Here is a 15,444-nt window from a genome sequence, read left to right on the forward strand (position 1 = left end):
TCTGATTATGAGCCTTTAAAACAAGGCGGCGTCATGCCGTGAATAAGGTGGATAAATTATGTCAAATACTGTCTCAAATACCGCCAAGTCAGCGGTCCCGGTAAAAAAACTGGGCATCGCGACTTTGGCGATTATGAATATCGTGGCTGTCGTTAGTCTCAGGGGATTACCCGCTGAGGCTGAATATGGCTTGAGTTCAATTTTCTACTACCTCTTTGCTGCTGTATTTTTCTTAATTCCTGTGTCATTGGTCGCGGCTGAATTAGCCACGGGTTGGCCTGAAAAAGGCGGGGTATTTCGCTGGGTTGGTGAAGCCTTTGGCCCACGATTGGCCTTTCTAGCCATGTTTATGCTGTGGATTGAAGTCACAGTTTGGTTCCCCACCGCGCTGACATTTGCCGCAGTATCACTGGCCTTTATTGGCCCCGAACAACGCTGGGACGAGGCCCTGTCTGCCAATAAATTCTTTGTGTTAGGAATAGTGCTATTTATTTATTGGCTCGCCACCTTTATTGCCTTTAAAGGGGTGGCGACATTTGCCAAAGTTTCAAAATGGGGCGGTATCATCGGTACCATTATTCCGGCGATCATTTTGATTGTTTTGGGCTTTGCTTACCTATTGGGCGGTGGAGCACCACAAATTGAATTAGCTTGGGATCAGGTTATTCCCGACTTTACCAACTTCGATAACGTCGTGCTGGCAGCGAGTATTTTCTTGTTCTATGCCGGTATGGAGATGAATGCCATCCATGTTAAGGACGTGGATAATCCCAACAGAAATTACCCCATTGCCATCATGCTGTCAGCCGTGGGGACGGTGCTTATTTTCGTATTAGGGACTCTGGCTATCGCCTTTATTATTCCTAAGTCGGATATTAGCCTGACACAAAGTTTGTTGGTCGCTTATGACGCGATGTTTAAGTGGGCTGGTCTGGAATGGTTAGGGCCGATTGTCGCCTTTGCTTTGGCTATTGGGGTATTAGCCGGGGTAGTGACTTGGGTTGCTGGCCCATCCTCTGGTTTGCTGGTGGTGGCTAAAGCGGGTTATTTGCCGCGCTGGTGGCAACATACAAACCAAAATGGCATGGCGACACATATTCTGCTGTTACAGGCATTATTGGTGACCTTACTGGCTATTCTGTTTGTGGTATTACCTTCAGTGCAGGCTGCGTACCAAATAATGAGTCAAATGACCGTAATCTTGTATCTCATTATGTATATGCTGATGTTTGGCTCGGCAATTTATCTGCGTTATAGCCAGCCGAATCGCCCGCGGCCATATCATATTCCCGGTGGCACTATCGGTATGTGGATAATTGGTGGGGCTGGGTTGCTTGGCTCTATTCTGGCTTTCGTCTTTAGTTTTATTCCACCCAGCCAAATATCAGTCGGTAGCCCAACGGAATACGTTGGCATTTTGATTGCCACCACCTTGTTCTTTGTCGTGCTGCCATTCTTGATTTATTTGGTGCGCAAACCTCACTGGCGTGATGAAAACAGTGATTTTGCCCCATTTACCTGGCAAGCCGAGAACGGGCATCCGGGGTTACAAAACTTATCGGCAGCCCATACCAGTGATGTGACGGCATCTGTCGCCACGAAATCCCCAGCGGCGAGCACGCCAAAAAGTTAATTTCCCTCCTCTCTAAGCAGGGCGGCATTGGCCCCCTGCTCAATGACATTAAGTGTTGGAGTCAGTGTTATGACTATTAACCTGGATCATTTAAATCAAGCGGTTAAGAATGCTTATTCGCAATATTCCACTCTTTCTGGGGGTGAGAATGCCAGTTATATTCCCTATCTGGCCAGTGTTCCCAGCCAACTTGCTGCGGTGGCAATTGTTACCGTCGATGGCCATATTATCGCGCAAGGCGAGGCTGATTTTCGCTTTGCTTTAGAGTCTATTTCGAAAGTGTGTTCCCTCGCCTTGGCCTTAGAAGACATTGGCCCGCAGGAGGTGCAGGACAAAATTGGTGCCGACCCTACTGGTTTGCCTTTTAACTCGGTCATTGCGTTGGAGTTGCACAATGGCAAACCCCTGTCGCCGTTGGTTAATGCTGGCGCCATGTCTACGGTCAGTGTGATTAAGGCCAGTGATCGTGAAAACCGCTGGGCACGCATTCTGGATATTCAACAGAAACTTGCCGGGGCACCCATTTCACTTTCAGATGAAGTTAATCATTCAGAGCAAACCACCAATTTTCATAATCGTGCCATTGCCTGGTTACTCTATTCTGCGCAGGCGATGTATTGCGATCCAATGGAAGCTTGCGACGTTTATACCCGCCAGTGTTCAACCTTGTTTAATACCATTGAATTGGCAACCATGGGGGCAACCTTTGCAGCCAATGGCATGAACCCGGTGACTAAAAAACAGGTACTGACGGCCTCAAACATGCCATTTATTCTGGCGGAAATGACAATGGAAGGGATGTATGGTAGCTCGGGCGATTGGGCATATACCGTGGGTTTACCGGGGAAAAGTGGTGTCGGTGGCGGTATTTTAGCGGTAGTCCCTGGGGTTATGGGAATTGCCGCATTCTCACCACCACTTGATCCGGTCGGCAATAGCGTGCGCGGGCAGAAAATGGTGGCTTCGGTTGCCCAACAGTTGGGATATAACCTGTATAAAAGCCGCTAACCACGGATTTTAGCTTACTAGATAAATAGAATGGCCCTGTGATACAGGGCCAGATTATCTGGATATTGCGATAAAAAATCAGCTTAAATCGATATTTTTGTGGCCAAAAAACCAGGTCAGAATAAAGCCAGCAATATACGAGATCAGTAGGCCTGCGATATAAACCAGCATTCCGGCAAAGATCCCCTGGGCTGATGTCATTAGCGGAATCGACACTATGCCCGATGGCCCAAATACCGTATTCAAGCCAACCGGAAGCCCCAGCCAAGCGACGAGCCCAATAAAGAAGCCGCCGACCGCACCACCCACACAGGCGGTAACAAAGGGCTTCAAGCGCGGTAACGTCACACCATAGATAAGTGGCTCGCCAATCCCCAATAGCCCGGGGAAGATGGCCCCTTTAATTTGCGTACGCAGGACAGAGCCTTTGGGCGAACGCGCATAAAGAGCCAGCGCGGCACCCACTTGACCGGCACCCGCCATCGCCAGAATGGGGAATAATGAGTTAAATCCTTGCGCATCCATTAAGGCAAAATAGACTGGAACAAACCCTTGATGGATACCAAAAACTACGGAAATCAGGAATAGCCCCGCCAGAATTGCGGTGCCGAAAGGGTTACCATTCAAGTGCATAAATAGCCAAGACATGCCCTTAAATAGCTCGCCACCCAAAGGCATAATAACCACAAAGGTAATCGCACCAGTAATCAGCAACGTGATAGTTGATGTTAGGATCATATCCAGATTATCAGGGATAAAACGACGTACTTGTCGCTCAATCCATGCCCCTGCCATACAGGCCAGCAGCACGCCAATAATATTACCGCGCGGATCAATGACCAGGCCGAAGAAGTTTTCCATCCCGGCGTAATAGCCGACAGTGCCCTCCGGCACATAGCGTAAAATAAATAACGACGCGATAATTGCGCCGTTGACTCCGGTCCCGCCAAAGGCTTTCTGTGTATTAAAACCAATTAGGATACTCAGGAAAGTAAATAAGCCGATGCTGAATACTTTCATGTAAGCAATCAGCCCCACTAACCACGAGGACGGAGTGACGCCTTCTAATACCAATGTTTGCTGAAGCAGGGTTGCTATCCCTAGCAGTAGCCCAGCGGCAATGAAGCCCGGAATTAGTGGGGTAAAGATGGTCGCAAATTTAGTCAGAAAATTATGAACTGCACTTTTCTGTTTCGCTTTCATCTGTTGTTTTGTTTGGCTTGCCAGCACTTGCAGATCAACTTCATCAGCATTGTCATGGCCCTGCTGTGGTTCAGCACTTAGAACCTTATTCATCATTTCGCTGGCGGTTTGAGCTTTACCCGGCCCTAGGATGATTTGCAATTGGTCGTCGCCATTGACCACTCCCATAACCCCGGGAATTTTCTTCAGATCTTCGTGTTGTATTAGCTGGCGATCTCTTAAGGTGAGACGCAGCCGCGTCATGCAGTTTCCACAGACGATGATATTTTTACTCCCACCAATGAAGAGTAAAATCTGTTCAATCGTAGAGCCCGTTATTTTCGCCATAGTTATACTTTAATCTCCTGCCGTGCTTTACGGATAAACCCTTTATTCTTGCTTAGGATCGCACCCGCGTCCTCGGCAGACATACCACTTAGTATCATCATAATGGCTGTTTTGCAGTGGCGGTTGCATTCATTGAGCGCGTCTTGCGCCTCATCGGGGGAACACTCTGTCGCCTGGACAACAATATCGACCTGGCGCTGTACTAGCTTGGCATTTGTCGCTTCGACATCCACCATCAAATTGCTATAAACCTTGCCGCTGCGGATCATGGCACCGGTTGTCAGCATGTTCAGAATTAATTTCTGCGCGGTACCGGCCTTCATTCGTGATGAGCCAGTGACGACTTCCGGGCCAACCAGCGGCTCGATGGCAATATCTGCCGCTTTGCTCATTTCGCTATTCTGATTGCAGGAAATAGCGGCAACGGTAGCGCCCACCCCACGAGCATAAGCCATTGCCCCGAGCACATAAGGTGTGCGGCCACTTGCTGCAATACCGACGAGCACATCACGGGCATTAAAATTAAGGTTACGTAAGTCTTGCTCACCCATTTCACGGCTATCTTCGGCATTTTCAACTGCTTGGAGGATGGCGGTATTTCCGCCAGCAATTAGGCCGACGACCATTTCTCGTGGCGTGCCATAAGTTGGTGGGCACTCACTGGCATCCAAAATCCCCAGCCGCCCAGAGGTACCCGCGCCGCAGTAAATTAATCTGCCGCCATTTGCGAAAGCCTCTGCAATAAGATCAACCGTCTTGGCTATTTCAGGAAGCTTCTCTCCCACCGCAAAAGGGACCTTTTTATCCTCGTTATTGATCACCGTGAGCATATCCAGAGTTGCAAGGGTGTCAATTTGAGAACTAGCGGGGTTTCGGCTTTCTGTAACCATTGAGCTTAGATTGATCTTCATTAGGACTTCCTTTTATTTAAATTATCGGCGATGTTAAGGAATTATTTATTTATTAAACGTGATGTTTGTCACGGTAAAATCTATTCTAAGCATGGCTGGTTAGAGGAATAAGCAGCGATAAAAATCAATAAATAAAAAAATTATTCTCATTATATTTATGCAGTTACGCCTGATTCATAAAGATGCGGGTGCTGGAATAATCTATTATCTTTTACGGGAAAACTTTTAATGTCGATTCTGAATGAAATAACCTGGTTACTGCCTGAACTAGCAGAAAACCAACAAAAAATAGCGAAATATATTCTTGATAATCCGGAATCTATACTCAGTATATCTTCTTCTCAGTTTGCAGAAAATGCGGGCGTCAGCCAATCAGCAATCGTAAAATTTAGTCAAAAGATAGGAATGAAAGGTTTTCCTGCATTGAAACTTGCTATCAGTGAGGAATTAGGCCGGAATAACTTATTTAAATCTTATCCGCATAAAGCCCTGCATAATTCTATTTCATCAGAAGATTCACTGATGGTCATGGCACAGAAACTTGCGCATGAGAAGACGGCATCAATCATGGAGACAACCCGCAAGATAAATTTCTCAGTTTTCCAACATATTGTGTCTCTTATTAATACTGCTCAGCGTGTGCAAATAGTCGGGATATGGGGGTCAGGACTTACAGCCAAAGACCTGAGTTACAAACTACAAAAAATAGGTATAGTGACGCTGGTTGAAGCAGACCTCCATGTCCAGATAGCAGCTGCACTCACTCTGACACCCAAAGATGTACAGATTGTTCTTTCATTCACTGGCAGAAGGAAGGATATGAGAATTGCTGCAACAATGGCTAAAGCGCAAGGGGCAACCGTCATTGCTATCACGGGCAGTAAAGTCTCGCCGCTGGCTAAAATTGCAGATTATGTCCTTGAAAGTATTTCTGATGAGAATGAGTGGCGCAGTTCTTCGATCTCTTCACGTACGGCTCAAAATACCCTGACAGATCTGATTTTTTTGGCATTGATGCAATTGCGACAAGAAATGGCTAAGCCATTGATTTTAAATGCAAGCATGACTATCAATAATTTGGATGACTGATGCAGACAGCGAGTGGTTAATCTGATTTCAGGCAATGAAGTAAGATATTTTGATTATCTCATTGCCATATTCCATTTACATCGTGTCCATTTTGTAAGACATTGCCTACAATATCGGGCGGCGGGAGATATTAAATGATTACATTTGGAAAAATTTAATAATAAATATTCCTGATACTGAGACGTTATTCCTTTCCTCATCGCCTTATGCATCAGGCTTCGGGAAATGAACGTAAAAAAAAGGAATAATAATATTCCTTTTAGCGGAAAATAACGAATCAATCAACTGTGATAATTATCACTTTATTACGTAAACTAAAAAGTAAAATCCCCCCGGCAAACATAAATAACGGAGGAATTAATGAAAGTAATAATACCCGCGATTCTCTTGTTTAGTAGCTGCGCTTACGCAGATGTTATTCCAGACCCACAACTTAAAGAAATGTGGTTATCACCTCAAGTATCTGCTGAAAAAATAATCTCTAACATGAGCTTTGAAGAAAAGCTTGGGCAAATATTGATGGTTGATATTCGTTCGTGGAGCAATGATAACAACGATGATAAAAAGCCCTTTATCGCAATCAATGACACCGTCAGTAAAATGATTCGAGACTATCATTTAGGATCGATTATTCTTTTTAGAGAAAACTTAATTGACACTCCGCAGACAGTTGAATTAATTAATAATCTACAGCGCGCACGGAGTAATTTCCCACTATTTATTAGCACTGATCAGGAAGGGGGATATGTTACCCGCTTACGAGTTGGTACTGAAATGCCTGGAAATATGGCGTTAGGCGCGACAGGATCATCAAAATTAGCTGAGCAAGCTGGAAGTATTCATGGCTACGAATTATCCAGTCTTGGTTTTAATTTTAATTTTGGTCCTGTGGTCGATGTTAATAATAACCAAAATAATCCTGTTATTGGTGTGCGTTCTTACTCCGACGATCCGGTGCTGGTGGGGGAATTGGCGCGCAGTTATATCAATGGTATCCATAAATCCAATGTGCTGACTTCACTAAAACATTTTCCCGGCCATGGTAATGTCAGCTCAGATACCCATTTTGCGCTACCTACTGTCAATATTGATGAAGCATCATGGCAGCAGGTAGAACTGAAACCATTTGTTGAAGTCATGCCTGTTACTGATGCAATTATGACGGCTCATATTGTGGTACCCGCACTTGATAACGCGATGCTGACGAATATTAAGGGCGAGAAAATCGGCACTCCGGCTACATTATCGAAGCCGATCTTGACCAGTATTTTGCGTAACCAACTTAAATATAATGGTTTAATTCTGACTGACGCGATGGATATGGGCGCTATCACCGGTAATTTTGATCGTAACTGGTCAATCAAACAGGCCATTATGGCAGGAAATGACATTGTATTAATGCCCATGGAAATAAAGAATAGCGCCAGTGTTGAGCAACTCAATGGGCTTTACCACTATTTAAAAGCAGAGGCGGTAAAAGATCCTGTGCTTAAACAACGCATTGAAGATGCTGCACAGCGAGTTATTTATACCAAACTTAGTAAGCGCATTTCTGCGGACCCGCACGACGTTGCTACCGCTGAAAGAGTTGTGGCATCGAAAAATCATAAAGATATTGAAAATTTCATTTCTGAACAGGCGATTACGCTAATTAAAAATGACAATGTTTTGCCTTATCACCTCAAGCCGCAAAACAATATCATGGTATTTTCTGATGAAAAACCACGTAACGAACTAATCACCAAGCATCTCTATGATATTGCCGATCAGTTTCATATCACTTTTGACGTTAAAAATGAAGTCATCAAGCTGGATAAAGATGATATTAGACCTGAAGAGATAGCCAAGCAGATTAAAGGCCGGAATCTTATTATTCTCGCTACTTATAATCTTAAGCTCAACCCTGTCAATGCACAGCGGATTATCGATGTAGCAAATAAAGAAAACATTCCTCTGGTTGTTATCTCCAGCAGAAACCCTTACGACATTGCCTATTTGTCTAATGTTAAAGCCAATATTGCGATTTATGGCATCACTGGATTTGATGTCACTAATAATGTGCGTAATAGCTTGGAAACCAACATCCGCAGTGGGCTACGAACGCTATTTCAGGGGCCGAAAGGGAAATTAGATGTACTGGCCAAGCCGCATGGGAAATTACCGGTAGATATTAGAACGCCGGATAATAGCCAAATACTCTATCCACGTGGTTATGGATTAACACTGTTATAAACATCGCGGAAGGTAAAAATGAATATAGTAAAAGGACTTATGGTCTTCAGCGCCATAACGATGTGTATGCCTGTGTTTGCGGATGAGTTTGAAACTGATTATGACCAGGAAATCATTAAATTAAATAAAAGAATCCAGCAAATAGAACAAGAGAAAAAAGAAGCACAAGATAAACTAAAACAAAAAGCCTGGAATTTTGATACCTATATAGGTGCTGAGCAAGAAATAGACAGTGATGAAAGTTGGAAGTTTATTAAAGGAAGTATGGCAACATCACCTTATGTCGGTGCCTATGTTTACCAGAATGATTCATTATGGCTATATGATGTTCAGTTCTTAAAAACATATTTGGATAATAACCCTGAGTATGATCGTACACGTTGGCAGGCAGGGGTAACCAGAACCTTTCCTTTCACCTATGACGGTAAGAGCGGTAATACAAAATTACGTCTCGGATATCGTAATGATAACTGGCATTTCCCTTCAATCAATAGTCCAGCTCTGGCTGACCCAGAATATAAGGGAGATGTCCGCAAGGGGGAAGAGCGGCATGAAATTTGGATCCGTCCACAGGCATACTATAAATACTCAGAAACCCTGAGTTTTAATGCTAGCCTCTCATTTCGTTTGATAGACCGTAAGCTAGATTATGCTCGTGCAAAAGGGAACTATGGCGTATATAAGCGGGATTGGAGCCAAATTAATGAACACTTTGCCGGGGCAAATATCACCTTTAACCAGAAGAATTCACTCTGGCTAAACTATTTATACATTGATGAGCAATTGGTCAATACGCTGTATAACAAAGAGCACTTCTTATGGGGCATTTACCGTTATAAGTTCGATAATGACTTACTATTGATGCCCTATACCCGTCTGGCATTGACGAAAGGCACACAGAGTTTCCGTGATTCGAACAACCATGAAACGCTATATAAAGAAAAGAATCGGAGTCGTTATGGCTTACAGGTGCTTTATCCACTAACGAAACAAACTTCAATATTTGCAGATACCTATTACCGGCCAGAACAAACCTGGACTAATAACAATAAGACCAGCAATAATTTTTGGTTCTGGGCGGTGGAGTTAAGGCATAATTTCTGATATTAAGTAAGTAACATCATAATATTCATTCATTAATAGCGAGAGATAAGGAATGAGATATTTCCTGCAAAAATTATTATGCCTGTGTTTATTATTTATGATAAATGCCAGCTATGCTGACGTGTCGCAAAAAATTATTTTAGGTGTCGATCAGGAAAATGTTTATGGGCCACGGCTTAAAAATAAGCGAGTTGGCTTAATGGTAAATCAGAGCTCTATTAACAGAGAAGGGCGTCATACCATCGACAAGCTGTTATCTGAGCAGGATAAATTCTACTTTACCGTAACAACGTTATTTTCTGTTGAGCATGGTATACGTGGAAATGCAGATGCTGGGTTAGGTGATGATAACCATATTGATAAGCAGAGCGGCCTCCCTATTATTTCTTTGTACGGACGAGATAAAGATGGTCGGGTGCGGGCTCATCCGACCGAGGCGCAGTTATCTGATATCGACGTCGTTATTTATGATTTACAGGATGTTGGTGTTCGCTATTTTACCTATACCATCTCCATGCATCATATGTTGGAAAGTCTACAAAAGTACCATAAACAATTTATGGTGTTCGACAGACCTAACCCACTCGGTAATTATGTTTACGGGCCTATTCTCGAAGAAGAAAATATCTCAGGTATAGGGATGCATCCTGTACCTATGGTGCACGGGCTGACGTCGGGAGAATTTGCTCGAATGATAGTCAATGAGGGTTGGTTAACACATTTCGATGATGCTAGCTGGAAAGCTTTTGGTATCAAAGCTTATCAGTTTCCCCCAAAAGATTTAACGGTTATTGCTATGGGGAATTATACACATGAATCACCTTATTCATTGCCGGTAAGACCTTCGCCAAATTTACGCAGTGATTTGGCTATTCATCTTTATCCTTCTTTAGGAATATTTGAAGCCACCAGTGTCAATATGGGCAGAGGGTCTGATCATCCCTTTGAACAATTAGGTTTTCCATCCAAGAAATTTTATATCAATACCTGCTATGACGTTGATATTAATCAACAGAAAACAGGGTGGCCACATGCAGGTAAAGAGGTCTGTGGCGAGAGATTTGCGGCAACTGATATGGCCAATATACCACCGACAATACGTTATTTTGTCGAGTGGTGGTTCAAATTTAAAGATGCGGGTTATTCAATGGTTATCCCGCCACAGATGGAGGCAAATTATCTGGATTATCAGGATGAGTACTTTTTAATCCGCCCGCTATGGCTCGCTAAATTAACGGGCACGCGCAATCTGGTTAAATTAATGGAAGCAGCAACAGAGAGGAAGTTGACCATTGATGAAACGGTCAACTATCTGGAATCCAACTGGCAGCCTGGCATTAATAATTATTTAAAGCTCCGCGAGAAATATAAGCTCTATCCTTAAACCTGTTATTCTTCTTTGACGTTTGGGGTGCCAGTGAAAGCTGCACCTCTTTTTTTGTGATTTTTATCCTAAAGAGAGCATCGCGGGCCATTCAAGCCAAATAAAAAGAAGTCAGACGATTTCTCATCTAACTCCTTACTAAATTTGGTGGCCCCTACTGGACTTGAACCAGTGACCAAGCGATTATGAGTCATAAAATTGGCATGTTTTTAATTGTTCGCCATTGTCTCTGTTTGTGTTTTTAATTGTCTATAATCAATCAGTTATGAGGTTGTTTTTGTTTCTGATTGGTTCTCTTATTTCCCCATTGTACTATCCTTACCTGACCCGTTACCTGACCCGAAATGGGCATCGGGTCAGGTAACGCTTATTCTTAGAAAGGTAAACTCATGGCCGCTAATCTTACCGAGACTGCTATACGTGGATTGAAGACAAAAAGCACGGCGTACTACGTGTGGAGCAACAGTGCTCAACGTGGTACCGGCAGGCTTGGTGTTAAGGTTCAGCCTTCAGGCAGCAAAGTTTTTTATTTTCGTTACTACGTTGAGAAAGGGAAGAAAGAGAAGTTCATCCAGTTGGGCATCTGGCCTGAGATGAAACTAGTGACGGCCAATGAGCTGGCGAAAAAGTATGGTGCCTGGCTTGTCGAAGGGAAGGAACCCCAGCAAGAGCTTGAGCAACAGCGCCTGGCCGAACAGCACATTATGCAGATCCATCGTTCTCAAGGATCGTTTGAAGAACTGGTACATGGCTACGTTAACAAGATGAAGCTCGACAACAAGCGTACTTGGGCTGATGTATTGAAGCGCATGGAGCGAGAGTGCTACACCGTTATTCCTCGTGATACTAAAGCGAAGGACGTGACGCCTCTGCAGATCAAAACCATCCTCTCGGGTATTATCCAGCGTGATGCGGTGGTCCATGCGAACCGAGTTCGTTCTTATCTGATGGCGGCATTCAACTACGGTCTGAAAGCTGATAACGATCCGATGAATACCAGCGTGGGTATTACGTTCGGCCTTGAAGTTAACCCGGTATCGGCCATACCGAAGCAGTCTTCGGCGGAAAAAGTGGGTGATACATGGCTAACGCTGGAAGAGTTGCGTGTTGTCATGGAGCAGTTCGCAGAGGCCACCAATGTTGGGCCGCTGATGCAGCATTTAATCCGCTTCTGCGTTTATGTTGGCGGGCAGCGTCCATTTGAAATGATTGCCAGCCAGTGGAGCGCGATTGACTGGCAGCAAAAGACGCTCCTGGTCATTGCCGATGTATCGAAAAACAAGCGTGAGCACCTGATCCCGCTGACTGAATCGGCGCTACAGGAATTAGCTTCAGTGAAAGAGCTGACTAAGGAAAGTAACAGCCCCTATATTTTCCCGCTATCAACCAACGGTGAGCGTCCGGTGCGTACTGATAGCCTGGCGCGTTCCATCATGTATTTCCGGGCCTTTAATCCTGAGTTTAAAGTTTTCACAGCGCGAGATTTACGTCGCACCTGTAAAACGCTAATGGGAGAGGCAGGGATTAGCAAAGAGATCCGTGACCGTATCCAGAATCACGCTTTGAACGACGTCAGCTCGAAACACTATGACCGTTATGATTACTTGCCTGAAAAGCGCAGGGCGCTTGAGATTTGGGAGGATCGGGTTAATAACTATCAGCGACAGCAGGAAAACAACGTTGTGAACTTGTTTGGACGGAGGTAAGGGCTTGGCAAAATATGAGCTTAATTCAGCGGAAGAGCGGTATCAACCGGGTTCTGGAGACCTGGTGCTGGCTAATAAGTTAGGGATCACTGATGAAGAGGAAATGGAGTCTCTGGAATCTGGCCTGTTGCTGATGCTTTATGAACAGCTATTTATCGAAGGCCAGCCGCCAACGGCGCTGGCTTTTGAGCACATCAGCAGGTGGCATCGCCAATGGCTGGGGAATGTGTATGACTGGGCGGGGAGGTTGCGTAATGCCAACTTAACTAAGGCTGGCTTTCAGTTTGCTGCTGCCGACAGGATTCCACTTCTTCTCGATGGTTTCGAGAAACAGTTTCTCGCTCAGTCTGGTGCGCTGAAATCCTTGGCTCGTCTGGAGCTGGTAAGTTATCTGGCTGAATGCCATGTGGAGTTTATTTTGATCCACCCATTCAGAGAAGGTAACGGGCGTCTGTCGCGGCTACTTTGCGATGTGCTGTCGGTTCTGGCAGGGAAGGGCTTACTTGATTACAGCCTGTGGGATGAGCACAAGGCGTTTTACTTCAAGGCAATACAGGCTGGCGTATCCGGGAACTACAGCCCTATGATGCAACTGGTGAGCGACATCTTGCCAGATTAACGGGCGAGGCCAACGGCTTTTGCCTGTGCCTGATTTTTTTTGAGTTGCTGCTCAATTTTTTGCACTGAAGCACCGGTTTCTATCGCGGTGGAGCTGGCAACGGCACGGTAGATTTGAGTCCTGGTGATCTGAGTATGTGCTGCTTTTTTTGTCATGGTGAGAGCCTCTTTTGCAGCACTGATTCTAGTTCGGAAGGAGGGGGTTCGCAAGGCGAGCATCGAAAGTTAGAAGGGTGACGTATCCTTGTCTTACCCAAAAATCAGGCTGATTGTTATCTATTCGCTGCAGAATACAATAAGTTTTCTTGTCATCTGTATTTTTTGACTGTTGCGTTATTCTTGAGTTGCCACCATTGATACAAATCTATTTTTTTTAGATTGATTTTTACAGTTTGTGATTTGACGCACATTAATAAAATGAAGTTTTTGGGTTTAGAACACTATGTGTTTTTATGTTTCTCTTAATAGAAATCATGTATGATAAACGTAACAGTTAAAAGCACTGTCTTTGTTATAAAATTTACTTATATAATTAGTGGAGGGATGTTTGTTTACTCTAGAAAACAAAAATAATAATGCAGTTGAGACTGACAGTTTCCTTTCAATTACTGACTTATGTGAACGGGAAAATATATCTATTACGGAAATTATAAGTGATTGGTTGAGCTTTTCAAGAAAGCTATATGTAAAATTAGATGCTGTTCCATGTTGCTTGCAAAGACCACTCGAGGGGGATGGTGATTCGGAAATAGAAAGTATTACGTCAGGTTCTGATGAGTATCAAAGCATTTTTGGTTCAACGGCTTATAGGGTTTTTATTCCTCTAAATCCACAAGAATGTGAAATTGAAAAAAATAAAAATCCAAATGAAATTGTTTCATCTTATATTTCTTATCAAGGTCTGGCATATGGCTTTTGGGAAGTAAAGCCAACTAAAATAACTCGTTTTGCAAATGAAGGATATCATGTTGCAAATGGAACCTCACGTAATGCCATTATTAATAATCCCGGGGCAGTCATTATTAACGGCAATGCAAGTGATCATATTTTATTTTTTAATCATTCTTTTGTAATTTTCAAAGAAGATTTTTTTGTTGGACCTGACATTGAAGCTGTTTTAGATGGGTCTTTACTTACCAAAGATGCAGATGAGGTTTCACCTCAAAATATAAAATCAATAGTTGCCGGAGCGGAAAGGAACGCTGATCAAAATGTGAATGCTAAAGAAATTGTTAAAGGGGCTAAAGAAAGGGTATCTAAGGCAGAACGAGATGCTATATTTATAATGTTAAGTAAAAATTATAAAAGTAAAAATGGTAAACTTGAGGCCGCACCAATCGCGAACATGTTGAATTCGGATGCCAAGGATATATTACCTGGGCGAGAATTCAGCCCGGAAACTATTCGCCGCTGGTTGAAATCAATTCAATGATGCTTCAAGTAATTTATCGTTTTTTATGGCAAATATAAAAATTCTCTAGCATTATTCATGAATTCTAATATTTGTCATTCTCAGCAATCTATGGTGGAAATTTCTAGTAGAGATTTTTTGTTGACTAATCCTTAATTATACAAAGTTAATATAGAGTATAGCTATGAATGGAAAGGTTAATATTGAGAAAAATGTATTTATGATGTTTTTTAATTATTGTGATTTACATGATTATTACATATCTCTTAATGAACCTCTCTTTTAACCTTTTCAATATTTATTTTTCAGGTTTTGCTGAAAATGTAATGATGCAAAGGAAAAGCGGTAAGTACATCGAGTATGCTATTTAGCAAGCGTTACATGTATTTTAAAACCCCCACATTAAGCCACCGTAAAAGCCACATCAAGCCACTTTAAGCACCACAATAAGCAATATGCAACTTAATAAGCCGTAAACTTCTTTTATATTAGTGTCTGCTTAAGCCATGCTGCATCCATCGAAACAAAGGAGGCAGTATGAAAGCAAAATTCAACAATCCAACATCAGAAGAACGCTTACAGGTATTACGCAACAATGGCGAACCTCATGATCGCCTCGTACGTGAAAAAGAGCGTCAGTACATTACATCTGTATCCCGTTCAACGGCCTGGAAACTAGAGCAAGTCGGTCAGTTTCCACTGCGTAAGTCTATTGGTCTGAAATCTTGCGGGTGGCTATTAAGTGATCTGCTCTATTGGATCAGTGAGCGTTAACATCAGGTGTTTTTTGCATTTATTTTTTTGGATGACCGAGTTCA

The 15,444-nt window shown here is 43.3% G+C and carries 13 protein-coding genes; 10 read left to right on the plus strand and 3 right to left on the minus strand.

Going from position 1 to position 15,444, the window contains the following annotated elements; all coding sequences use genetic code 11:
• Positions 1-58 precede the first annotated feature (58 nt).
• On the plus strand, positions 59-1,633 hold the full coding sequence (gadC, locus tag N0H69_RS05830; protein WP_050134186.1) for a glutamine/gamma-aminobutyrate antiporter GadC: 1,575 nt from the start codon (positions 59-61) through the stop codon (positions 1,631-1,633).
• A gap of 69 nt (positions 1,634-1,702) precedes the next feature.
• Entirely contained in the window at positions 1,703-2,641 is a 939-nt protein-coding gene (glsA, locus tag N0H69_RS05835; protein ID WP_050134188.1) for a glutaminase A, read from the plus strand.
• A gap of 78 nt (positions 2,642-2,719) precedes the next feature.
• Here glsA and murP read toward each other — a convergent pair whose 3' ends face one another.
• Together murP and murQ are read right to left on the minus strand one after the other, a co-directional pair.
• Positions 2,720-4,171, minus strand: a complete 1,452-nt coding sequence (murP, locus tag N0H69_RS05840) for a PTS N-acetylmuramic acid transporter subunit IIBC (protein WP_050150637.1) — start codon at positions 4,169-4,171, stop codon at positions 2,720-2,722.
• 2 nt (positions 4,172-4,173) lie between these two features.
• The gene (murQ, locus tag N0H69_RS05845; protein WP_050134192.1) at positions 4,174-5,082 is read right to left on the minus strand and encodes an N-acetylmuramic acid 6-phosphate etherase; all 909 of its coding nucleotides are present in this window, start codon (positions 5,080-5,082) and stop codon (positions 4,174-4,176) included.
• 228 nt (positions 5,083-5,310) lie between these two features.
• Between murQ and N0H69_RS05850 the strand changes: the two genes are divergently transcribed.
• The 6 genes from N0H69_RS05850 to N0H69_RS05875 all read left to right on the plus strand — a co-directional run bounded on the left by N0H69_RS05850 (position 5,311) and on the right by N0H69_RS05875 (position 13,216).
• A complete protein-coding gene (locus tag N0H69_RS05850; protein WP_050150640.1) occupies positions 5,311-6,171 on the plus strand; it encodes an SIS domain-containing protein in 861 nt (286 codons plus the stop codon).
• A 360-nt stretch (positions 6,172-6,531) separates the two neighbouring features.
• Entirely contained in the window at positions 6,532-8,403 is a 1,872-nt protein-coding gene (locus N0H69_RS05855; RefSeq protein WP_050150643.1) for a glycoside hydrolase family 3 protein, read from the plus strand.
• Between the two features lie 18 nt (positions 8,404-8,421).
• Entirely contained in the window at positions 8,422-9,507 is a 1,086-nt protein-coding gene (locus tag N0H69_RS05860) for a hypothetical protein (protein WP_050145771.1), read from the plus strand.
• Positions 9,508-9,559: 52 nt separating this feature from the next.
• A complete protein-coding gene (locus N0H69_RS05865) occupies positions 9,560-10,891 on the plus strand; it encodes an exo-beta-N-acetylmuramidase NamZ family protein (protein ID WP_050145770.1) in 1,332 nt (443 codons plus the stop codon).
• A 389-nt stretch (positions 10,892-11,280) separates the two neighbouring features.
• Positions 11,281-12,597, plus strand: a complete 1,317-nt coding sequence (locus N0H69_RS05870; RefSeq protein ID WP_151419905.1) for a tyrosine-type recombinase/integrase — start codon at positions 11,281-11,283, stop codon at positions 12,595-12,597.
• Positions 12,598-12,601: 4 nt separating this feature from the next.
• On the plus strand, positions 12,602-13,216 hold the full coding sequence (locus N0H69_RS05875; RefSeq protein WP_259705572.1) for a Fic/DOC family protein: 615 nt from the start codon (positions 12,602-12,604) through the stop codon (positions 13,214-13,216).
• Here N0H69_RS05875 and N0H69_RS05880 read toward each other — a convergent pair.
• Positions 13,213-13,371: a hypothetical protein gene (locus N0H69_RS05880; protein ID WP_145538375.1), complete on the minus strand. Its 159-nt coding sequence runs from the start codon at positions 13,369-13,371 to the stop codon at positions 13,213-13,215. The two genes, N0H69_RS05875 and N0H69_RS05880, sit on opposite strands and share 4 nt — an antisense overlap.
• 391 nt (positions 13,372-13,762) lie before the next feature.
• Between N0H69_RS05880 and N0H69_RS05885 the strand changes: the two genes are divergently transcribed.
• Both N0H69_RS05885 and N0H69_RS05890 read left to right on the plus strand, forming a co-directional pair.
• Positions 13,763-14,647, plus strand: coding sequence for a hypothetical protein (locus tag N0H69_RS05885; protein ID WP_151419906.1), 885 nt, complete (start codon positions 13,763-13,765; stop codon positions 14,645-14,647).
• 516 nt (positions 14,648-15,163) lie between these two features.
• Positions 15,164-15,400, plus strand: coding sequence for a helix-turn-helix transcriptional regulator (locus tag N0H69_RS05890; RefSeq protein ID WP_145538378.1), 237 nt, complete (start codon positions 15,164-15,166; stop codon positions 15,398-15,400).
• Positions 15,401-15,444 lie beyond the last annotated feature (44 nt).

The organism is Yersinia alsatica (genome assembly GCF_025133195.1).
Classification (GTDB): domain Bacteria; phylum Pseudomonadota; class Gammaproteobacteria; order Enterobacterales; family Enterobacteriaceae; genus Yersinia; species Yersinia alsatica.

Excerpts from the sequence above, each read along its gene's own strand:
- gadC (WP_050134186.1), top strand. The coding sequence starts at position 59 with ATGTCAAATACTGTCTCAAATACCGCCAAGTCAGCGGTCCCGGTAAAA.
- glsA (WP_050134188.1), top strand. The coding sequence starts at position 1,703 with ATGACTATTAACCTGGATCATTTAAATCAAGCGGTTAAGAATGCTTAT.
- murP (WP_050150637.1), bottom strand. The coding sequence starts at position 4,171 with ATGGCGAAAATAACGGGCTCTACGATTGAACAGATTTTACTCTTCATT.
- murQ (WP_050134192.1), bottom strand. The coding sequence starts at position 5,082 with ATGAAGATCAATCTAAGCTCAATGGTTACAGAAAGCCGAAACCCCGCT.
- N0H69_RS05850 (WP_050150640.1), top strand. The coding sequence starts at position 5,311 with ATGTCGATTCTGAATGAAATAACCTGGTTACTGCCTGAACTAGCAGAA.
- N0H69_RS05855 (WP_050150643.1), top strand. The coding sequence starts at position 6,532 with ATGAAAGTAATAATACCCGCGATTCTCTTGTTTAGTAGCTGCGCTTAC.
- N0H69_RS05860 (WP_050145771.1), top strand. The coding sequence starts at position 8,422 with ATGAATATAGTAAAAGGACTTATGGTCTTCAGCGCCATAACGATGTGT.
- N0H69_RS05865 (WP_050145770.1), top strand. The coding sequence starts at position 9,560 with ATGAGATATTTCCTGCAAAAATTATTATGCCTGTGTTTATTATTTATG.
- N0H69_RS05870 (WP_151419905.1), top strand. The coding sequence starts at position 11,281 with ATGGCCGCTAATCTTACCGAGACTGCTATACGTGGATTGAAGACAAAA.
- N0H69_RS05880 (WP_145538375.1), bottom strand. The coding sequence starts at position 13,371 with ATGACAAAAAAAGCAGCACATACTCAGATCACCAGGACTCAAATCTAC.
- N0H69_RS05890 (WP_145538378.1), top strand. The coding sequence starts at position 15,164 with ATGAAAGCAAAATTCAACAATCCAACATCAGAAGAACGCTTACAGGTA.